This is a genomic window from Endozoicomonas sp. G2_2 (assembly GCF_017744135.1).
Classification (GTDB): Bacteria; Pseudomonadota; Gammaproteobacteria; order Nevskiales; family Salinisphaeraceae; genus Salinisphaera.
Genome location: NZ_JAGHQU010000005.1, coordinates 217,619 through 237,857, shown reverse-complemented (window position 1 = coordinate 237,857; position 20,239 = coordinate 217,619). Strand labels below are relative to the sequence as shown.

Genomic DNA, 20,239 nt, shown 5'->3' with positions numbered 1-20,239 from the left:
GCGTTAGACTGCGCGGTCATTCGCGACCGCCTCGAACCGATACCACCGTGAAACGCCTCGTACAGGATCTGCTCGCCCGTGCCGCCGATCGGGCCTGGCCCGATATCGACACGTCGGCCACGCCACATGTCGAACGTACCCGCGATGCCGCACATGGCGATTTCGCCAGCAATATCGCGATGACGCTGACCAAGGCCGCGCGCCGCAATCCGCGCGAGATCGCGCAGGCGATCGTCGATGCCCTGCCCGACGACGAACGCATCGCCAAGGTCGAGATCGCCGGCCCCGGCTTTATCAATTTCTTCCTGGCACCGGCTGCCTTTCGTGCCGCGATCGACAGCGTGCTGGATGCCGGCGACGCCTACGGCCGCAGCGATGCCGGGGCGGGCGAAAAGGTGATGATCGAGTTCGTCTCGGCCAACCCGACCGGCCCGCTCCATGTGGGCCACGGCCGTGGTGCCGCGGTCGGCGACTGCATGGCGCGGCTGTTCGAGGCCGTAGGCTTCGACGTCACCCGCGAGTTCTATTACAACGATGCGGGCGCCCAGATCACCAACCTGGCCGTGTCGGTGCAGGCGCGTGCCAAAGGCATCACACCGCAAGACAGCGCCTGGCCCGACGACGGGTATCGCGGCGACTATATCGCCGATGTCGCGGCCGCCTATCTCGCCGGTGAGACCGTGGCTGCCGACGACCGCGAGGTCACCGGTGCGGCCGATGCCGAGGATCTCGACGCCATCCGCGAATTCGCCGTGGCCTATCTGCGTCGCGAGCAGGACGCCGACCTGAAAGCCTTCGGCGTCGACTTCGACGTGTATTCGCTGGAGTCCGCGCTGTATGCCGACGATCGCGTCGAGCAGACCGTCGAGGCCCTGATCGCCGCCGGTCACACCTACGAGGCGGACGGCGCGCTCTGGCTCAAGACCACGGACTTCGGTGACGACAAGGACCGCGTCATGCGCAAGGCCGGCGGCGGCTATACCTATTTCGTGCCGGACGTCGCCTACCACGTGGCCAAATGGGAACGCGGCTTCACCCGCGCGGTGAACGAACAGGGCGCCGATCACCACGGCACCATCGCCCGCGTGCGCGCGGGCCTGCAGGCACTGGATATGGGCATACCCGAGGGCTGGCCGGACTATGTGCTACATCAGATGGTTACCGTCATGCGCGGCGGCGAGGAAGTGAAACTGTCCAAGCGGGCCGGTTCCTACGTGACGCTGCGCGATCTCATCGACGAAGTCGGACGCGACGCAACGCGCTATTTTCTCGCCGCGCGCAAGCCGGATTCGCAACAGACCTTCGATATCGACCTGGCCCGCAGCCAGAGCGAGGAAAACCCGGTCTACTACATCCAGTACGCCCACGCGCGTATCTGCAGCGTCGACGGGCAGCTCGCCGAGCGCGGCCTCGTCTTCGCCCGCGACGAGGCCGATCCGGCGCGCCTGGATACGCCGCACGAACAGCGCCTGATCACCGCTCTGTCACGCTTTCCGGAACTCGTCGAGTCTGCCGCGGCGGATTGCGCACCGCAGACCGTGGCGCACTATCTGCGCGATCTGGCCGACGCTTTCCACAGCTACTACAACGCCCAGCAGTTCCTGGTCGACGACGGCGCGCTGCGCAACGCACGCCTCGCCCTGGTGTACGCGACTCGGCAAGTGCTCGCCAACGGGCTTAGGCTGTTGGGCGTGAGTGCTCCGGAGAAAATGTAGGAAACCTCTGATCTATTCATACGCGGTCGCGCCAGAGTTCTTGCGCGCGGCTGACAAGGAATGAGGAGAGAAATGTGCTTATTGCACATGAACGACAAATGACGCAGATCAGGCGCGCGCAAGAGCCTGGCCTTTTGCCTGCAAGGCAAAAGGTTTGGCCCATGCCGCCCGCCAGCGGCGTTGCCGGGCTCGACCGTGGCACCTGCCACGGCACTTCGCCCGGCGCCTTGCAGTCAGACGGCATGGGACGCGAACGCGATCCACGGCTGAATAGATCAGAGGTTTCCTGATGGCTCGAGACTATTCCTCGCGTCCGGGCAGCGCCTCGTCGAAGAACGGCAAGCGCAAGACCACGCGCAGCAAGCCGGCGGCCAAACCGACCAAGAGCCGGCGCGCCAAGGGCGGCGGCCCGCCGGGCTGGGTATGGATGGTCTGCGGGCTGTGCATCGGGCTGACCGTGGCCGCGGTGTTTTATGTCTTTGCGCGCCCCGGCGGCACGCTCGCGCGTGAACAGGTCGAGATCGCCACACCCAAGGTCACCGGCAGCGACAAGTCCGCCGAAAGCGCGCCGCAAGAACAGCCGGCCGAGCCCGCCAAGGCCGAGGAAGAACCGCGTTTCTCCTTCTACAAGATGCTGCCGAACTACGAGGTGGTGATCCCGGAGGAGGAATATCCGGAGGAAGGCACCAGCGCGGGCGCGGGGCCGGCACCGCCGCCCGACCCGGAAGAAACCGAGACGCCGCAGCCGACCACCCCCCGCGTCGAGGAGCCGGGCAGCTACATCATTCAGGCCGGCTCGTTCTCGACCCACGCCGACGCGGATCGGCGCAAGGCCGAGCTTGGCCTGCTGGGCCTGGCGGCGCGGATCGTGCAGGTCGACCTGCCCTCGGGCAAGACCGTCTATCGCGTGCAGAGCAACACCATCGGCTCCAGCGACGAGCTCAACCGCATGCTCAAGCGCCTGCGCGAGAACCGGATCGACACCCTGGTGATGCGGGCCAAGAAATAGCGCGGCGCCCGCGCCGGGGGCGCCGCACGATCGTCCGGATAACGCGCAGCTAGGGCTGCTTGCCCATGTATTGCGTCAGCGTCGCGCGCCATTCGTCGCCCGCGAGGTATTCCAGAATCGCGCGATTGATGGGCTCGCGCAGATCGCTGCCCTGGGGCAGGGCGAACGCGTAATCCTGGCGGTCAAACACGGACGGCAGCACTTCGAGCGTGCCGGCGTAGTCGTTGAGCACGCGGTAATTGAGCAGCGGCGCGTCATAGACCACGGCATCGACACGGTCGGCGGCCAGATCCTCCAGCCCTTCTTCCAGCTCGGTGCGCGTCGTGAAAGCGATGCCGCGTTCGCTCAGCGAGTCGGCCGCGGCGGAGCCCTTGACCGTCACCACCCGCGCGTTGGCCAGATCCTGCACGCCGTTGATGCCGGAAGCCAGCCGATCGACGGTCAACGACGTGGCGATCGCCGCAGTGAAGCTCGAGATGATGATGATCGCGGCGAACATCCAGATCAGACCGATGACCTTGCCGCCGAACGTCCTGGGTGCCTTGTCGCCATAACCCACCGTGGTCATGGTCACCGCCGCCCACCAGAAGCCGCTGCCCAGCCCCTGTGCGGTCGTGCCGCCGAATTCCTCGGCGTTGGATCGGCGCTCGAAGAACCAGATGGCCACGCCGACGCCCAGCAGCACGAGCGCCAGCGCGCCAAGGGCAGTGAAGAACTGCCAGGAGAAAAAACGGCTGATCGTGCCCCATACCGCGCTGCCACCCGCCGGGACCGCGATCGCCAGCCCGGTGGAATAGAACGGGTAGGAGAAATCGATATTGGCCTCGCGCGGCGCGGTCACGGTAAGCGCGGCCACCGACAGATCGAGCGTGCCGTCGCCCAACCCGGTAAACAGGCCGCTCAGGTCGCTGGGCGCGTACTCGAACGGCACCCCGAGCCGATCGGCCACCGCTTCCCAGAGCTGAATGCTGATACCGGAGAATGCGCCGGCCTCGTCCTCGACCACGAAAGGCGGCGCAGCCTTGGTGCCGACAATGAGATCGGCGCCGCGCTCGCTGGCCGGCATGGCTGCCGAGACCGCGTCGTCGGCATCCTGCTGCGCCCAGGCCGGCGAGGCCATCAAGGCCAGCAAGGCACACAGCACGAGTGTCGTCAGCGTCTTGAACGACAAGAGATCTTTCATCTATTCCCCCTAATGACGGGTACGGCGTCAGAAATCGTGACGCAGCCCCAGCATGAAACTCACATCCGGCGAGGCGCCGGTATTCAGGTCTTCGATAATCGCAAAATCCAGGCTCGACTGCTGCGTGAGCTGCCAGTCGAAACCCAGTGCGCCAGCCACCGCGGTACCGTCCAGCGCCTCGATATCGGTGTCTTCGTAGAAGGCACTGTGGGCATAGGCCTGGACTTCGACCACGAAGGCCGGCGTCAGCGCATAGCCAAGCGTGGCCCAGCCAAAGGCCACTTCCTGTACGCGCTGTCGTTCCAGTACGTCGCCCTCGCCGGAATAGAGGCCACCGGCGCCGGCCAGCATGCGCCAGCGTGATGTCCCGCTCTGGTTGTTTCCGATCGTGGCCCAGAGCGACACGTCCGCCGCGCCGCTGCCGGTCAGCCGATCGGCATCGCCGGTGGGCAGCTTGAGTTCACCGGCGACAGCCATGCCCCAGTCGCCAACGCCGGGCAGCCGCTTCTTCAAACCCAGACGAACATCGCCGATGCCGGAAGGCGAATCGCTGACATCCAGCGCCAGCCGGCCGTCGCGCTGATAGCGAAAGGTCTGGCGATCGTCCGGCGCGCCCGAGCGGCCGCCGTCGGCGAAGCCGAAGACGTCGTGAAAATCGTCGATGAAACCGTCGGCGAAGCCGCCGCTGTGATCGACGAAGGGAATTTCCACCGAGGCCTGCCAGCGCCCCGCAAAGCCGCGCCTGAACACCAGGGCCGCGCGTGTGGTCTCGCCGTCGAACAGCAGGGATTCGTTGCCGCTTTCCTGTTCGGTGTAATGACTGGTGTAGTCGATACGCAGCCCGGCATGCCATGCGCCCGGCTGCGCCACCGTATAGCCGTCGGCGCGCGGCAGACCGTAGATGCTCACCGTCGGCGATTGATCCGAAAAGGTCAGCGGCTGTGGCGCAAGGCGATCGTCATCCTGCGCAAATGCCGGCGCTGTCAGCACCACCGCGCCGACCAGCACCGACAACCCGTACCATCTCCCTGCACGACGTAACCCCATGTCGCCCCCAAGGCTGTGCGCCGTACGGCGCGTTCGTTTTTATTAATCGTCACCCAAACAGCTGAAAGATCGGCTGTTTTCAAAGCCGCCGAAAATAAAGACCGGGGCATGTCCGTTCTTTATCTTCAATGGCTTCGCGGCCGGTAGCCGTGGCGAATGCGCCGAGGCGCATTCGCGCTGTTAACCCGGCATGAAGGTATTCCCTGCCAGGTTAATAACACGATTCAGATCATGCCGGATCGAGTTTGGCATACCCGGCGATAAGCCACTTGCTGCCCACGCCGTCGAAATTCACCTGAATACGCGCCCGCGCGCCGTCGCCCTCGAACGCCAGCACGGTGCCCTGACCGAATTTCTTGTGCGCCACCCGCTGGCCCAGCGACAACCCGGCGGCCCGCTGTTCGGACTTGGCGATGCTGCCGGGCCGGAACACGGGCTGGCTAATCCCAGCCTGCGGACGCACCTCGCGCAGATAATCGGCCGGAATCTCGCGCAGAAAGCGCGACGGCGCGCAGAGGTTTTCGCTGCCGTGCAGGCGCCGTACCTCGGCGTGGGAGATATGCAGCTTCTCCATCGCGCGGGTCATGCCCACGTAGCAGAGCCGGCGTTCTTCCTCGAGACCGTTGTCGTCGTCGACCGAGCGCTGATGCGGAAACAGGCCTTCCTCGAGACCGACCATGAACACCAGCGGAAACTCCAGCCCCTTGGCCGAATGCAAGGTCATCAGCTGCACGGATTCATCCCATTCGCCGGCCTGGTTTTCGCCGGCCTCCAGCGAGGCATAGGCCAAGAACTGGGTGATCTCGTCCATGGTTTCGTCGTCGTCCGCCGTATAGGCGCGCGCGGCCGAGACCAGTTCGTCGAGGTTTTCCTTGCGCCCTTCGGCCTTTTCATCGCCGCCCTTGCCGTGGTGGGCCTTGAGATCGGTGGCGACGATCACCTTCTCGGCAATCTCATGCAGGGCCATGCCCTCGATCTCGGCGTCGAGCGTGTCGATAAGCTCGATGAACGCCATCACCATCTTGCCGGCCCTGGCGGGCAGGCCGTTCTCTGCCAGATCGAAGGCCGCCTGCCACAGGCTCATCGCGCCGGCGCGGGCATGGCTGCGGATCTTGTCGACCGTGGTCGCACCGATGCCGCGCGTCGGCGTGTTCACGATGCGCTCGAAGGCGGCGTCGTCGGCGCGCGATTGCAGCAGGCGCATATAGGCCAGCGCGTCCTTGATCTCGGCGCGCTCGAAGAACTTCTGGCCGCCATAGATGCGGTAGGAGATCTCGGCCGCGATCAGCCGCTCCTCGAGCACCCGCGACTGGGCGTTGGAACGATAGAGAATGGCGATATCCGAACGTTTGCCGCCCTCGGCGATCCAGTTCTGAATGCGCGTGACGACGTGCTGGGCTTCGTCGTATTCGTTGAACGCGGCGTAGACATCGATCGGCTCACCGTCGCTGCCGGCCGTCCACAGCTCCTTGCCCAGACGCGAGAGATTGTGGCCGATCAGGCCGTTCGCCGCGCCGAGGATGGTGCCGGTGGAGCGATAGTTCTGCTCCAGGCGAACCGTGGCCGTGTCCTTGAAGTCGTCTTCGAAGCGCAGGATGTTGTCCACCCGCGCGCCGCGCCAGGAATAGATCGACTGGTCGTCGTCGCCGACGATGAACACCTTGCCGTTGGTGCCGGCCAACAGCCGTATCCAGGCGTACTGCAGGGCGTTGGTGTCCTGGAATTCGTCGACCAGGATATGACTGAAGCGGCGGCGATAGTGCGCCAGCAGATCCGCGTTGTCGCGGCAGGTCTCGAAGGCGCGCAGCAGCAGCTCCGGGAAATCGACCAGGCCGGCGGCCTCGCGCGCGTTCTCGTAGGCCTGATAGACCCGAATCATCTGACTTCTAGCATAGTCGCCGGTATCGGCCAGGTCGCGCGGGCGCTCGGCAGCTTCCTTGCAGCTGTTGATGAAGCCCTGCATCTGGCGCGGCGGCCAGCGCTGCTCGTCCATTTCCAGATTCTTGAGCGTGCGGCGCACGAGCCGGTACTGATCGTCGGCATCGATGATCTGGAACGCCTGCGGCAGCTTCGCTTCCTTGTAGTGCAGGCGCAGCAGCCGATGCGCGATGCCGTGGAAGGTACCGACCCACATCGCCCGCGCCGGCACCCGCAGCATCGGCTCCAGGCGCGCGCGCATTTCGCCGGCGGCCTTGTTGGTGAAGGTCACCGCCAGAATCGATTGCGGGGCCACGCCTTCCACGCCAATCAGCCAGGCAATGCGATGAATGAGCACACGGGTCTTGCCGGAGCCGGCGCCGGCAAGCACGCGCATGTGCCCGGGCGGCGCACCCACCGCTTCGCGCTGGGCTTCGTTCAGGGGTTCGAGAATCGTCGATACGTCGTCCATGGCGCGCATTGTAACCAAGGCCCCAGCGGCGTCGTGCGTTAATGCGCCCGAAAGGCGAAGTGCCTAGAATAGGCGGTAACGAGAGTAGACAGTCCGTCGGCTCGCGCCGACCGACCGGGAGATTCCAGACCATGCATCGACTCATCACGCCTGCGCTGATTCTGCTCGTACTGGTGGGCTGCGCGACTTCCCCCACCGGGCGTAATCAGCTCAAGCTGTTTTCCGAGCAGCGCCTGGCCGAGATGGGCGCCCAGAGCTTTCAGGAAATGAAAAGTCAGACGCCGGTCGCCAACGGCTCGTCCGTCAATAACTACGTAGGCTGTGTCGCCGACGCCATTACCGATGTAACCGGCGGCACCTGGGAAGTCGTGGTCTTCAACAGCGATCAGGTCAATGCGTTCGCACTGCCCGGAGGCAAGATCGGCGTCTACTCCGGACTGCTGGATGTCGCCCAAACCGACGATCAACTGGCAACGGTCATCGCGCATGAAGTCGGCCATGTACTGGCCGAGCACGGCAACGAGCGGGTGTCCCAGCAGGCGGCCACCCAGGGCGGCCTCCAGGTCGTATCCGCCTTTCTCGGCGGTTCCGGCGGTGGCGCCGGCAGCCAGGCGGTGATGTCCGCGCTCGGCCTCGGCGCTCAGGTCGGCATTCTGCTGCCGTTCTCGCGCGCTCAGGAAAGCGAAGCCGACACCGTGGGGCTGGAACTGATGGCACGGGCCGGCTTCGATCCGCGCGAATCCGTGGCTTTGTGGCAGAACATGGCCGCGGCCGGCGGCGAGAAGCCGGCGGAATTCATGTCGACCCACCCTTCGAACGAGACCCGCATCAACAACCTGCAAAGTCATATGAATCAGGCGATGCAGCTCTACCAGCAGGCGCCGAACAAGACGAACTGCAGCTAGCCTGCCGCAAGTCTGGCGTGATGAACGTCAAAACTTGAAATATTTTTCGTCTTGAGCTATTGCACGGCGGAAAAAATATGTAGACTCGGATTTGTACGGCTTAGCCGTTCTCCGTTGGTCTTAGTTTGGTGTCGTTGACGAGTCCGTACGGTTTTTCAGAAATAATGACACGGTATCGCTAGGATCAGTCGAGATGAATATTTACGTGGGCAACCTGTCGTGGAACACCAATGACGACGAACTCCGTGGCGCCTTCGAGGCGTTCGGTGAAGTGTCGTCGGCCAAGGTGATCATGGATCGCGAGACCGGCCGTTCGCGCGGCTTCGGCTTCGTGGAAATGCCGGACGACAGCGCCGCCAAGGAAGCCATCGAAGGCATGAACAACAAGGACCTGGGTGGTCGCACCCTGCGGGTGAACGAAGCGCGTCCGCGCGACGACCGTCCCCGCGGTCCGCGTCGCTTCTAAGAGCGACCGTTCGCGAAGAACAAGAAAAGCCGCCTGATCGGGCGGCTTTTTTTTGGCCGGTCTTCGGCGGCGCCGTCAGCCGGCGTCCGCTGCCGGTACGGGCGGCAGTCGGCTGCTGGCCGCGCCGGCGCCGGCTTCGGCGTCCGGCACATCGACCGCCCGCAGACGGTTGGCCCCCGCGTCCGTGGCGAACGCGGCCGCCCGCCGTTCGTCGCTGTTGCGCGCGAGAACGGTATCGACATACCAGAATTCGCCCTGTAGCCGCTGCGGCGTGATATCGAGCAGCACATAGCCGTGATTCTCGAGATCCACGTATTTCATGTGCGGGTTGAGCAGGCGAATACTGTCGCGCACCGGCTGCAGCTCCGGCAGGCCGCTCGACGTCACCGACGGGCTGACGAACTCCACCGCGCGCGAGCCCTCGCCCGTGACCGGGTTGTAGACCAGCGGATTGTTCGGGTCTTCGGTCACGTCCTGTGCCCAGGCGGTATGGATATCGCCCGCCAGTACGACGACATCGTCGAGCCCCTGAATACGCAGCTGATCGATGATGCGATCGCGTGCTGCCGGATAACCGTCCCACTGATCGACATTGATCGCAACGCCGCCGTCGGTAAGCAGTGACAGCTTTTCGTTCAGCGACGGCAGCAGATCGAGTTCCAGCAGCCGCGGCAGGCCCAGCCGTAGCGGCATGAACATCACCTGCTGCCCCAGCAGCTTCCATTGCGCCGTCGAACGGGCGAGCGCGCCGTTGAGCCAGGCCTCCTGTTCGAAACCCAGCATCGTGCGGCTTTCATCGCCGATCGTGGCGGCATCCGCCGGGCTCGACGCCTGCTGATCACGGCCGACCAGACGCGTGTCGAGCATGATCAGGTCGACCAGGTCGCCGTAGGCGAAGCGGCGATAGATGCGCTCGGGACGATCGGGGTCCACGGCCCCGATCGGCAGCCACTCGTAATAGGCACGGATCGCCCGCGCCTTGCGCGACGCCCAGTCGCCTTCCGTATCCGGCTGGTGATTGTCTGCCCCGTTGGCCCAACTGTCGTTGGTCGATTCGTGATCGTCCCAGACCACGATCATCGGGTGTGCGGCATGCAGGGCCTGCAGGTCCGGATCCCGCTTGTACTGGGCATGCCGCTGTCGATAGTCGGCCAGCGAAACGATTTCGCGGGCGGGCTCGTGATCGCGCCCGTCGATGCCTGCACTGCCGTACTCGTAAATGTAGTCGCCCAGATGCAGCACGACATCCAGATCGTCGCGCCTGGCGATCGCGCCGTAGACGTTGAAATAGCCGTCGGTGTACTGCGAGCAGGACGTAAAGGCGATACGCAGACGATCGACCGGGCCGATCGGCGCGGTGCGCGTGCGACCGATGGGCGACCGCACGCCGTTCACCACGAAGCCGTAATAGTAAGTCTGGCCGGCGTCGAGGCCCGCGCAGTCGATCTTCACCGTGAAATCACGATCGGCGTCAGTCAGAAAGTCGCCCGCGACCACGATATCGGCCATGCCGGCATCCCGGGCGACGACATAGCGACCCGCAACGGGCAATGTCGTGGGCGCGGCCGGAGTGACGCGGGTCCAGAGCATGACCGCGTCCGGCAGCGGATCGCCGCTGGCCACGCCGTGCTCGAAACGCACCGCGACGTCCGCGGTTTCCGGCGCCGTGTCCGGCGTCTGCTCGGCAGGATCGCGACCGTCTTCGGGTGCAGGCGCGAATGCGACAGCCGTATCGTCACTACAGGCGGCCAGCCAGGGCGTGGCCGCCAGCGTCGAGCCGGCCATGCCCACGCGGCGCAGGAAACCGCGCCGCGACGGCGAATAGGCTTTCGGATCGCGCGGCGGGCTCACGAGGCCGCCGGCGTGAAGAAGCGCCTGTCGCCCACGCCGGCAATCTCGTAGGTGATGCCCTGCCCGCCGTCGGAGGCTGCCTGGTCGCCGGCCGCGGCGTTACCACGCTGACTGGAGAAGTACAGGCGCCGTCCGTCGGGCGAAAACGCCGGCCCGGTGATCTCGGAGCCGTCCTGGTTAACGACCTGCACCACCGGCAGCACCTCGCGCTCGGGCGTGATCGCCACGATCTGCATGTCGCCGCCGTCCTCGGCGACCAGGATATCGCCCAGCGGGGAGATGGTGACGTTGTCCACACCGGTGAGGATCGCGTCCTCGAACAGATCGTCGTCGTAGATGATTTCGATCGAGTCGGTCGTGGTGTCGTAGGCCCAGACGCGGTTGTCGCCCTTGGTGGTGAAGAACACGATGGCCTCGTGATACCAGATGCCCTCGCCGCCATCGAACGGCGTGGCCGCCTCGACCTGCTGCCGGGTCGGCGTGCCGACCACGAGATTGACGTTTTCCAGCCCGTTGGCGATCGCCTCGCCCAGACCGGGAATCTCGCGCAGCGCCTCATTGGCGGCGAGCGTGGCCTCGTTGACCACGGCCAGCTGCGGGTTCGGCTGCGGCACGTCGTGCCAGATGACCGGCCGCCGGGTCATGGGGTCGTCGCCCACGACTTCGGCAATCTGCAGCGTGCCGCTGTCCAGCGACGGATAGGCATCGCAGACAAACCGATAGAAGCCACCGTCGGCATCGTCTTCGGTGAGATAGACGATGCCGTTGACCGGGTCGATAGCCGCGGCTTCGTGGTTGAAGGTGCCCAGCGCGCGCTTGATGTTGGACAGATACGCGGTCGATCCATTGCCCCGCGGATCGCACTCGAACACATGGCCGCCCTCGTATTCCTCGCAGGTCAGCCAGGTGCCCCAGGGCGTGGGCCCGCCGGCACAGTTGAGAATGGTGCCGGTCTGAATCGCGTAGGCATCGACGATCTCGCCGGCGGCGTCGAAACGCAGTGCGCCGACACCGCCGGGAATGAACTCGCTGTTCGAGACATAGACCCAGCCGCCGTCCTCGAGCGCATACGTCGCGCCGCCGTCGGGAAAGATGTGCCACCGATAGGGAGAGCCGCCATAGGGCGCCTCGCCCGCGCGCGCGATCACCCGCGACGTGAAGCCTTCGGGCAGTCGCAACCCGTTGGCGTCCGGCTCGCCGAGCGCGCCGAGCTGGCTGATCGGCGAGGGCGACGACCCGCCGTCCGGCATGGACGGGCGCACCGTGCCGCCGCCGTCCGAGCCACTGCTCGTGCCCCCGTTCCCCAGGTTGACCGCGGCATCGCCATCGCTGCAGCCGCTGAGCAGGCTTCCGGTAACCAACAGACCGGCACCGCTGAGACTTTGCAGCAACAAACGACGACGCGCCGGATCGTGCGGCCGTGCCGCAACGAGCTTGACCATGATTTCCCCCGTACCGAATCGAAGTCTTGTCCGGGAAAAACTAGCCCGCCCATATGACGCTACTGTGAAATGACATCTTTTCCTTAAATCGATGCCGAAATAGCGGACCCGGAACGCCGCTTATAACGGCCTAGCGACCGCCGACCGCACGGCTGGCTGCCGGCGCCGGCAGCGGCGCCTCACCCTTCGGCGTGCTGGCGGCATCGGCCGCGACCACGTGGTTCTCGCCGGCACGCACCTGCCAGGCCGCGGCGAATCGTTCCGTGTCGTTGCGGCTTTCGATGTCGTCGACATACCACCATTCCGCCTGCATACGCGCCGGCGTGATATCGAGCAGAAGATACCCGCGGCTGGCCAGCTCCACATACTTCATGTGCGGGTTCTGGCTCATGATCGCGGCCGGTTCGGCATCGCTGCCCGGCGAGGTCACGGACGTGGTGACGAACTCCACGCCCATCGACCCCATGCCGGTATCCGGGTCGTAGGTGCCCGGATTGTTCGGATCCTCGGTGATATCCATCGCCCAGGAGGTATGGATATCGCCGGTCAGCACCACCACGTTGTCGATCGCGACATTGGGCGCGGCCTGCCCGCCGCGGATAATGTCCCAGATCGCCTCGCGGGCCCGCGGATAGCCGTCCCATTGATCGGGGTTCAGGAACACGCCGCCCTGGCCGCCCGAATTGTCGGTATTGCTGGCGTTCGGCGCGCCCAGAATCTTGAGCTGGCCGAACATCACCTGCTGACCGAGCAGATGCCAGGTCGCGTTGCCGTTGTTCAGGCGCTCGCTCAGCCAGTCACGCTGCGCGGCATCGATGAGCGTACGCCCGGCGTCGGCATAGGCGCCGGTGTCGGTGAAACCCTGCTCGACGTTCGGCGCCAGCTGTTCATCGCGACCGATCAGGCGCGTGTCGAGCATCGACAGCGACACCAGGTCGCCGAGGTCGAAGCCGCGGTAGATGCGTTCGGGGTTGTCCGCCGCCACCTCGCGGATCGGCAGCCACTCGTAATAAGCCTGGATGGAGACCGCCTCGCGCTCGCGCCACGCACCTTCACCGCTATCGGAGTCGTGGTTCTGTGCACCGTCGCGCCAGCTGTTGTTGGTCGATTCGTGATCGTCCCAGACCGCGATCATCGGATGCTGGCGATGGACTTCCTGCAGGTCCGGGTCGGTCTTGTAGCAGGCGTGGCGGGTGCGGTAGTCCTCGAGCGTCACGATTTCGTAGGGCGGCTCCGGCGCACGCCCCAGCGGGCGGCCGTCGCCGTACTCGTCGGGGTTTTCTTCGGCCGACACGCCGCGACCGGGATATTCGTAGATGTAATCGCCCAGATGCAGCACCAGATCGAGGTCCGCGCGCGCCGCGACCCGCGCATAGACATTGAAGAAGCCGAACGGGTAGTTCGAGCAGGACAGCACCGCGATGCGCAGCCGATCCACGCCGGCCGCCGGCAGCGTTCGGGTCCGCCCGATGGGCGAGGTCTCGCCCAGGGCCTCGAAGCGGTAGTAGTACGTCCGCCCAGCGGCCAGGCCGGTGGCATCGACCTTGACCGTGTAGTCGCGCGCCGCGCCGGTCACAACGGTGCCACTGCGCAGTACGTCGCTCATGTCGGGCGACTCGGACAACGTCCAGTTGACGCTGACATCGCCCTCGGCAGCGGGCGTGACGCGGCTCCAGAGCATCACGCGATCGGCCAGCGGGTCACCACTGGCCACGCCGTGGGCGAACACGTCGACACTGCTGCCCGGCGTGCGCCGCGTGCGCGACTTGCCGTCGTCGCTGCAGGCCGACAGACCGACGAGCGAAAGGGCCGCGCTCCCCGCAAATCCCGCGCGGCGCAGAAACGATCGACGCGACTGTGGCGCCCAGGCGTTGCCACGCTTGCTGTCCGGCTGACCCATGGCGTATCTCCCCTGACCCGATAACGAAGGATGGTCGGGTCAGGTTCGATCGCCGCTGTTAAGCCTTCATGACCCGCTTTCCTGTGTGAAGACCGACGCGGGAAAATGCAGCCCCGTCGTCGGCAGCCGCACATGGCGCAGCGTGACCAGCGCGAACAGCAACGGATTCACGTCGTAGATCGCGCGCAGCGGCTCGACCAGCGCAGGGTCGAGGAAGTCGTGATCCGCCAGGCGTGCCGGATCGATCGCATGCGCCAGGGCCGGATCGGGATACGCGCTGGCATAGCGCATGCGATCGAAGAACTGCGGATGTTGCAGCAACGGGGTGAGCACGTCGGCGAGTCGGCCGGCCTTCAGCACGCCACCGAGGTCGATGCGCAGCCGCGCGTTGTAGGCCGGCTGACGCAGCAGGCTGAACAGGGAGGCCATCACGTCGATATCCGCCCCCGCATCCACGTCGCCGATCGCAACGCTCACCTCCAGGCCGGCATCGAGCGCCGGCTTGAGCGCGGCCGGATCGATCGTGTCCTCGTGCCCGGCGGCGCTTTTCCATCGGCCGACGCGCGTATGCAGCGTCATGCCGTGTTCGGCCATCGCGGCATAGGCCGCGTTCGCGGCGGCGCCGTCGAGATCGATACGCTGGGCGACGGGCAGCCAGCTGACGTGCTTCACGCCCCGCTCGGCCCAGTGGGCCAGCGCCTGCACGGCGTCATCACGCGCCGGATGCACCGAAACCACGGGCACCAGTCGATCAGGCGCGCGCTCGGCAAGCCGGACCACCACAGCGTTGGCGACGAAATCCGTGGTCGCGGCCGCCGCAAGCCGGCCCTGGTCGTCGTAGACCGCGTCGCGGGCGAAAAGCCGGGCGCGATAATCACCGGGCATCGCCGCCATCTGGCGCAGCAGACGCGACATGTACTCTGCATCGGCGAACACGCCGTCGCCCATGCCGGCGGCATGGCGCACCGCCCGCCGCCGGGCCCAGGCGATCGGTGACCCGGACGGCGACGCCCGGACATCCGCCTGCGCCCCGCCCCCGACCGCGGCAGACGCGAGCTGGCCGTCGGTGATGAGATCCACATGCTGGTCGACCACGGCGCCGTCGAGGTCGGCAAAACTCTGCTCGACCAGGGTCTGCGCGGTGTCCGGCAGCACCCAGGCGGCATCTTCGGGTTGATGGGTCCACGCGCCCGCGTAGCGGTCGAGCGCGGCGCGCCAGCCGGCGAACACGAGGATCGTGAACGCGGCCAGCACGACGGCAACGCCCAATGCACGCAGACTCCAGCGGCCCGGCATCGCGATTCAAGACACCGCGGCGATGCTCTGCTCGGCCACGGCCTCCGCATGCAGGCAGGCCACGCGGCCGGCCTCGCCGAACGCGCGCAGCGCCGGCACCTGGGCCGCGCAGTCCGCCTGCGCCCACGGGCAACGCGTGCGAAAGACACAGCCGGACGGCGGATTCGCCGGCGACGGCAGCTCGCCCGGCAACGCGATACGACGACGCGCGCGCTCGAGTGCGGGGTCGGGGCGCGGTACCGCCGACAGCAGCGCGCGGGTATAGGGGTGGGCCGGCACGTCGAACAGGGCGTCGCCCTCGGCCTGCTCCATCACCCGGCCGAGATACATGACCATCACTTCGTCGCTGATCTGTCGGACCACGGCGAGATCGTGGGCGATAAACAGGATCGCAATGCCGAACTCCGCTTGCAGTTCTTGCAGCAGTTCGACGATCCGGGCCTGGATCGAGACATCCAGCGCTGAAACCGGCTCGTCACAAATGAGCACTTTCGGCTCGACCACCAGCGCGCGGGCGATGCCGATACGCTGACACTGGCCGCCGGAGAATTCGTGCGGGTAGCGGTTGATCTGTGCCTGCGACAGGCCGACGCGTTCGATCATGTCCCGCACGCGCCGGTTGCGCTCGGACCGCGACAGCTCGGGTCTGAGATGGCGCAGCGGCTCGGCCACGATCTGACCCACGGTCATGCGCGGGTCGAGACTGGCCAGCGGGTCCTGGAAAATCATCTGCACGTCGCGGCGCAGTGATTTCCAGGTTGTCGGTTTCCGGTGCTCGACGCGGCGGCCGTCGAACACGAGATCGCCCGCTGTGATCGGCACCATACCGGTCAGCGCCCGCGCCAGGGTCGATTTGCCGCAGCCGGACTCGCCGACCAGCCCCAGGGTGCGCCCGGGCTGCAGCGCCAGACTGACGCCGTCCACCGCCTTGAGAACGCCCGCGTCCTGCCACGGCCAACCGGCACTCAGCGGAAAATGCACCTTGAGATCCTGCGCGTGCAGAAGCGTTTCGTTCATCGGCAAGCCGCCCGTACGGCACCTACTAAGTCCGGTAACGATGGTACGCTGAAGCCGTGAATTCGCCCAACGCTCCCGGCGCCCTGCGTCACCCCAGTCGCGACAGGCCGCGTCTGTCCCTGCTCAGCTTCAACATGCAGGTCGGCGTCGGCACCAAGCGCTATCGCGAGTACGTCACCCGCGGCTGGCGCCATGTGCTGCCCAGCCAGCAGGTGCGCGACAATCTCGACCGCATCGGCGAACTACTGGTCGGCCACGACATCATCGGCCTGCAGGAAATCGACGCCGGCAGCCGGCGCAGCCAGTATCGCAACCAGATCGAACACCTCGCCGAACAGGCGGGCTTCGAATACTGGCGGGTCCAGGTCAACCGCAATCTCGGGCGCGTGGCCCAGCACGGCCTCGGCCTGATCAGCCGCTTCACCCCGTTTGCGGTGAGCGAGCACAAGCTGCCCGGGCGCCTGCCCGGCCGCGGCGCGCTGATCGCGCGTTTCGGCACCCCCAGCGACAGCCTGGCGGTGGTGGTCACGCATCTGGCGCTGGGCGCGGGCAGCCGTGCGCGCCAGCTGGCCGCAATCTGTGATCTGGTGGCGAAAGACGAACACGTCGTCGTCATGGGCGACACCAACTGCACCGCCCACGCGCTGATCGCGGACCCGGCGCTGGCGGCCAGCGGCCTACACGTCTACGACCGGCCGCTGCCCACCTTTCCGAGCTGGCGACCGCGGCGCGGCATCGACCATATCCTCACCTCGCCCAGCCTCGCGATTCGCGACGCACGGGCGATCGACACGGTGCTCTCCGATCACCTGCCGCTGCACATGACCGTGGAACTGCCGACAGCGCTGCAGCAGGCGCTGGAAAGCGCCCATCACGGCCGTCAAGGCTAGAGAGCGAGGGGCCCGGGTCGCGCCCGCAACGCGTCAGAAATACGACGAAAACAGCCAGAAGATCGAATCACGCACGCGCGCCGGCCAGCGCCGGCGCCGCAGGTCGGCGAGCGTGTAGGCGCGGCTGCGCTCGGCGATGCCCTGGATATGCGTCGCCAGCGCCTCGACACCGCTCGTATCGAAGATCTCTACCGCCAGCTCGAAATTCAGACGCAGACTCCGCGGGTCGAGATTGGGCGAACCGACCAGCGCATAGTCGTCGTCGAGCACCAGCAGCTTGGTGTGCGCGAACGGCGGCGGCCGGTAGACGATCTTCACCCCGCGCAGCATCAGTTCGCCCAGCGCGTGGCGCGAGGCCCATTCCACGAACGGCAGGTTGTTCTTCGACGGCAGCACGATCTGCACGTCCAGCCCGCGCAACGCCGCCGACTGCAGCGCGCCGATCAGGGCCGGGCCGGGCAGGAAATACGGCGTCATGATCAGCACCCGCCGGCGGGCGCTGGCGATGGCGGTCTGCACCAGCGTGGCCAGGCGTTCGGTGTCGCGGGTCGGCCCGTTTTCGATACTGCGACAGGCCGCGCTGCCGGAGGCCGCGATCTCGCCGCGGCTGACGCCGGTCTGGCGACCGGTCGCAAACGCCCAATCAGACAGAAACACGGCCTCGATCTGGCGCACGATCGGGCCGGCGAAACGAAAATGCATGTCCTCGACGCCGCGCCCGTCGGCATAGAAATGCCGATCGCCGATATTCATGCCGCCAGTGAAGGCCACCCCGGCATCCGTGACCAGAATCTTGCGATGATTGCGCAGGTTGATACGCAGCGACGGTGGCAATAGCCGCGGCGGCAGAAAACGCGCGGCCTGCACGTTCTGTCGCTTGAGCAGTGCCACCGCGCGCCGACCCGGCCAGGCGTAGTACTCGCCCACGCCGTCGATGAGCACGCGCACGTCCACACCACGCTCGGCAGCGCGCCCGAGTGCGTTTATGAAGCGCTTGCCGACCTTGTTGGTCTCGAAGATATAAGTGGTCAGATAGACGAAACGCCGGGCTTTTTCGATCGCCTCCAGCATCGGCGGATAGGCCTGCTCGCCGTTATGAAGCATGTCCACGGCGTTGCCGGCCACCACCGGCCAGGCGGACAGCCGGTCGCCTGCGGCGGCGAGGCCGAGACGACGCCGGTCCAGAATATCGCTGTAGTCGCGCAGTTCCGCGTACGCGCCGGGCTGGCGTGCACCCAGGCCGTGGCGCGATTGCCGGTCCAGACGCCGCGCACGAATACGCACGCGATTGACGCCGAACATGTAGTAGAGCAAGGGCCCAACCGGCGGGAACAGTATCGACACGCCGATCCAGCCGAAAGCGCTCGCCGGGGTTTCGCGCGTGAGCAGCGCGTGTACGCTCGCCACCAGCGCGGTGCCCACCAGCAACAGCACGGTTGCCCAGAACCGCAGCAGAGAGACCAGCTCCGGCGCGGTCAGATAGTCCGGCAGGTTCATTGGCCCGAGGCCACGTCCCGCGGCGTTTCCAGCCGCGGCACGGCCGCCAGCAACCGCCGCGTGTAGTCGTGTTGCGGGTCGGCGAACAGCGTATCGATCGCGCCGCGCTCGACCACTTCGCCATTGCGCATGACCAGTACGCGCTCGGTCTGACCGGCAACCACACCGAGATCGTGGGTGATCAGCAGCAGCGCGGTATTCGTGCGCGTACGCAGTTCGGCCATGAGGTCGAGGATATCGGCCTGCACGGTGACGTCGAGCGCGGTGGTCGGCTCGTCGGCCACCAGAATGTCGGGCTCGCAGGCCAGCGACATGGCGATCATCACGCGCTGGCGCATGCCGCCCGAGAACTGGTGCGGGTAGTAGCGGATCCGTCGCGACGCGTCGGGAATACGCACGGCTTCCAGCATCTCGATCGCCGCCGCCGTCGCGGCCTTACCTTTCAGACCCCGGTGGCGCTTGAGCACCTCGGTCATCTGGGTGGCAATACGCAGATGCGGGTTGAGCGTGGTCATCGGGTCCTGGAAGATCATCGCGATACGCGCACCGCGGATGCGCTCCAGCACGCGGCGCTTGGCGCCGATCAATTCCACCGGCCCGGTCGGCGTTTCCAATCGCGCGCTGCCGGTCACCCGCGCGTTGTCGGCCAGCAGGCCCATGAGCGCGAGTACGCTCTGGCTCTTGCCCGAACCGGATTCGCCGACGATGCCGACCGCTTCGCCGGCCGCCAGCTGCAGATCCAGACCTCGTACCGCCTCAACCACGCCGTCGGGCGTGTCGAAGCTTACTTTCAGATCGCGGACATCGAGCAGCATGGCGCCCAGTGTAAGGCAACCGCTGCTTCGAACGGGCCAGCCGTGCCTGCCCTGTTGAGTTTTACCGCCTCGGTGAACTCGCCACAGTTGGCGAAGATCAGCGCTGTTTCACGAGAATCTATGGCTTCTGTCGAGCGCTTATTAAAAGCTGCGGCGGCGAAAACTGGGTTTTCTAAATCAACGGCGCGGGTGAATTCCGGCTTGGGGTTTCGCACTGTTGTGCGACTCACTTTCTTTTGCTTGTCCAAAAGAAAGTAAGCAAAGGAAAAGGACACCCGGGTTACGCGCCGGCGCGGAGCGCCGGTGCACTGCGATGCTCGGTCCGAAGGGATGCAGCCCTAGTCAGTTAACTAGGCTCGGATAGCTTTGGCGATCCTCAAACAGCTGGCCGCACCGGCGCCGTGCGCCGGACACCCTTCGGTCCTGCGCTTCTCGTCGCGCCACACGGGGCCCGAATACAGGCGCGGCCTGCCTAGCAACAGCGTGGGAACAGCTACCAAGTCGAAGTTGCGGTGTTTTGTTACGTTCCGGTCGGACTCGCCTTCGGCGTTGTCCGAGGAAGCTCGCTTAGCGATCTTCATGGCGAAGCGATAGCGAGCCGGTCTTTGTCTGTATTCGGTCCCCTTGGGCGCAGCGCCGAGCAGCGCGGACCGCAAGCGGATCAAGACGGCCGGATGTTTGAGCGCAGCGAGTTTCCGGCCGTCCCGCTTGCGGACCGCGATGGGAGGGCACCGATGCGTAGCATCGGCGCAAGACAGGGTGCCTTTTGTTTTGGTTACTTTTATTTGGGCAAGCAAATAAAAGTGACTCGCGCAGC

At 65.9% G+C, this 20,239-nt stretch carries 16 protein-coding genes; 5 read left to right on the top strand and 11 right to left on the bottom strand.

Annotated features, from left to right (window positions below; all coding sequences use genetic code 11):
• Nucleotides 1-68 precede the first annotated feature (68 nt).
• Together argS and J7355_RS08210 are read left to right on the top strand one after the other, a co-directional pair.
• Complete coding sequence (gene argS / locus J7355_RS08215) at nt 69-1,715, top strand: arginine--tRNA ligase (RefSeq protein ID WP_247739874.1); 1,647 nt, start codon at nt 69-71, stop codon at nt 1,713-1,715.
• A gap of 289 nt (nt 1,716-2,004) precedes the next feature.
• Nucleotides 2,005-2,724, top strand: a complete 720-nt coding sequence (locus J7355_RS08210; RefSeq protein ID WP_209061566.1) for an SPOR domain-containing protein — start codon at nt 2,005-2,007, stop codon at nt 2,722-2,724.
• A gap of 49 nt (nt 2,725-2,773) precedes the next feature.
• On the opposite strand, the gene J7355_RS08205 is transcribed toward J7355_RS08210, so the two are convergent.
• The 3 genes from J7355_RS08205 to uvrD form a co-directional block, all read right to left on the bottom strand.
• The gene (locus tag J7355_RS08205; protein WP_209061564.1) at nt 2,774-3,907 is read right to left on the bottom strand and encodes a transporter substrate-binding domain-containing protein; all 1,134 of its coding nucleotides are present in this window, start codon (nt 3,905-3,907) and stop codon (nt 2,774-2,776) included.
• 27 nt (nt 3,908-3,934) lie between these two features.
• On the bottom strand, nt 3,935-4,915 hold the full coding sequence (locus J7355_RS08200) for a DUF3187 family protein (RefSeq protein WP_348523011.1): 981 nt from the start codon (nt 4,913-4,915) through the stop codon (nt 3,935-3,937).
• A gap of 268 nt (nt 4,916-5,183) precedes the next feature.
• A complete protein-coding gene (gene uvrD, locus J7355_RS08195; protein WP_209061560.1) occupies nt 5,184-7,343 on the bottom strand; it encodes a DNA helicase II in 2,160 nt (719 codons plus the stop codon).
• Between the two features lie 131 nt (nt 7,344-7,474).
• On the opposite strand from uvrD, the gene J7355_RS08190 reads away from it, so the two are divergent.
• Both J7355_RS08190 and J7355_RS08185 read left to right on the top strand, forming a co-directional pair.
• A complete protein-coding gene (locus J7355_RS08190) occupies nt 7,475-8,248 on the top strand; it encodes a M48 family metallopeptidase (protein ID WP_209061558.1) in 774 nt (257 codons plus the stop codon).
• Between the two features lie 193 nt (nt 8,249-8,441).
• Complete coding sequence (locus J7355_RS08185) at nt 8,442-8,714, top strand: RNA-binding protein (protein WP_209061556.1); 273 nt, start codon at nt 8,442-8,444, stop codon at nt 8,712-8,714.
• A gap of 75 nt (nt 8,715-8,789) precedes the next feature.
• Here the strand turns inward: J7355_RS08185 and J7355_RS08180 are convergent, their stop codons facing one another.
• The 5 genes from J7355_RS08180 to J7355_RS08160 all read right to left on the bottom strand — a co-directional run bounded on the left by J7355_RS08180 (nt 8,790) and on the right by J7355_RS08160 (nt 16,220).
• Entirely contained in the window at nt 8,790-10,565 is a 1,776-nt protein-coding gene (locus J7355_RS08180; protein WP_209061554.1) for an alkaline phosphatase D family protein, read from the bottom strand.
• Entirely contained in the window at nt 10,562-12,007 is a 1,446-nt protein-coding gene (locus tag J7355_RS08175) for an alkaline phosphatase PhoX (protein WP_247739856.1), read from the bottom strand. Before J7355_RS08175 ends, J7355_RS08180 begins: the two co-directional genes overlap by 4 nt.
• A 130-nt stretch (nt 12,008-12,137) precedes the next feature.
• Complete coding sequence (locus J7355_RS08170; RefSeq protein WP_209061552.1) at nt 12,138-13,907, bottom strand: alkaline phosphatase D family protein; 1,770 nt, start codon at nt 13,905-13,907, stop codon at nt 12,138-12,140.
• Nucleotides 13,908-13,973: 66 nt separating this feature from the next.
• Nucleotides 13,974-15,176, bottom strand: a complete 1,203-nt coding sequence (locus J7355_RS08165) for a hypothetical protein (protein WP_209061550.1) — start codon at nt 15,174-15,176, stop codon at nt 13,974-13,976.
• A gap of 33 nt (nt 15,177-15,209) precedes the next feature.
• A complete protein-coding gene (locus J7355_RS08160) occupies nt 15,210-16,220 on the bottom strand; it encodes a dipeptide ABC transporter ATP-binding protein (RefSeq protein WP_209061548.1) in 1,011 nt (336 codons plus the stop codon).
• 56 nt (nt 16,221-16,276) lie between these two features.
• Here J7355_RS08160 and J7355_RS08155 point away from each other — a divergent pair, with 56 nt between their 5' ends.
• Entirely contained in the window at nt 16,277-17,110 is an 834-nt protein-coding gene (locus tag J7355_RS08155; RefSeq protein ID WP_348523009.1) for an endonuclease/exonuclease/phosphatase family protein, read from the top strand.
• Nucleotides 17,111-17,143: 33 nt separating this feature from the next.
• Here J7355_RS08155 and J7355_RS08150 read toward each other — a convergent pair whose 3' ends face one another.
• From J7355_RS08150 to J7355_RS08140, 3 genes are read right to left on the bottom strand one after another with little or no spacing between them, the layout of a single operon-like run.
• Nucleotides 17,144-18,607 carry a phospholipase D-like domain-containing protein gene (locus J7355_RS08150; RefSeq protein ID WP_209061547.1) on the bottom strand — a complete coding sequence of 488 codons (1,464 nt, stop codon included), beginning with the start codon at nt 18,605-18,607 and terminating at the stop codon, nt 17,144-17,146.
• Nucleotides 18,604-19,422: an ABC transporter ATP-binding protein gene (locus J7355_RS08145; RefSeq protein WP_209061657.1), complete on the bottom strand. Its 819-nt coding sequence runs from the start codon at nt 19,420-19,422 to the stop codon at nt 18,604-18,606. Before J7355_RS08145 ends, J7355_RS08150 begins: the two co-directional genes overlap by 4 nt.
• Nucleotides 19,398-19,697 (bottom strand): hypothetical protein, encoded by a 300-nt coding sequence (locus tag J7355_RS08140; protein WP_209061546.1) that lies wholly within the window; start codon nt 19,695-19,697, stop codon nt 19,398-19,400. The genes J7355_RS08145 and J7355_RS08140 overlap by 25 nt, the downstream gene beginning before the upstream one ends.
• Between the last annotated feature and the right edge of the window lie 542 nt (nt 19,698-20,239).

Excerpts from the sequence above, each read along its gene's own strand:
- J7355_RS08175 (WP_247739856.1), bottom strand. The coding sequence starts at position 12,007 with ATGGTCAAGCTCGTTGCGGCACGGCCGCACGATCCGGCGCGTCGTCGT.
- J7355_RS08205 (WP_209061564.1), bottom strand. The coding sequence starts at position 3,907 with ATGAAAGATCTCTTGTCGTTCAAGACGCTGACGACACTCGTGCTGTGT.
- uvrD (WP_209061560.1), bottom strand. The coding sequence starts at position 7,343 with ATGGACGACGTATCGACGATTCTCGAACCCCTGAACGAAGCCCAGCGC.
- J7355_RS08160 (WP_209061548.1), bottom strand. The coding sequence starts at position 16,220 with ATGAACGAAACGCTTCTGCACGCGCAGGATCTCAAGGTGCATTTTCCG.
- J7355_RS08150 (WP_209061547.1), bottom strand. The coding sequence starts at position 18,607 with ATGAACCTGCCGGACTATCTGACCGCGCCGGAGCTGGTCTCTCTGCTG.
- J7355_RS08145 (WP_209061657.1), bottom strand. The coding sequence starts at position 19,422 with ATGCTGCTCGATGTCCGCGATCTGAAAGTAAGCTTCGACACGCCCGAC.
- J7355_RS08170 (WP_209061552.1), bottom strand. The coding sequence starts at position 13,907 with ATGGGTCAGCCGGACAGCAAGCGTGGCAACGCCTGGGCGCCACAGTCG.
- J7355_RS08210 (WP_209061566.1), top strand. The coding sequence starts at position 2,005 with ATGGCTCGAGACTATTCCTCGCGTCCGGGCAGCGCCTCGTCGAAGAAC.
- J7355_RS08190 (WP_209061558.1), top strand. The coding sequence starts at position 7,475 with ATGCATCGACTCATCACGCCTGCGCTGATTCTGCTCGTACTGGTGGGC.
- J7355_RS08185 (WP_209061556.1), top strand. The coding sequence starts at position 8,442 with ATGAATATTTACGTGGGCAACCTGTCGTGGAACACCAATGACGACGAA.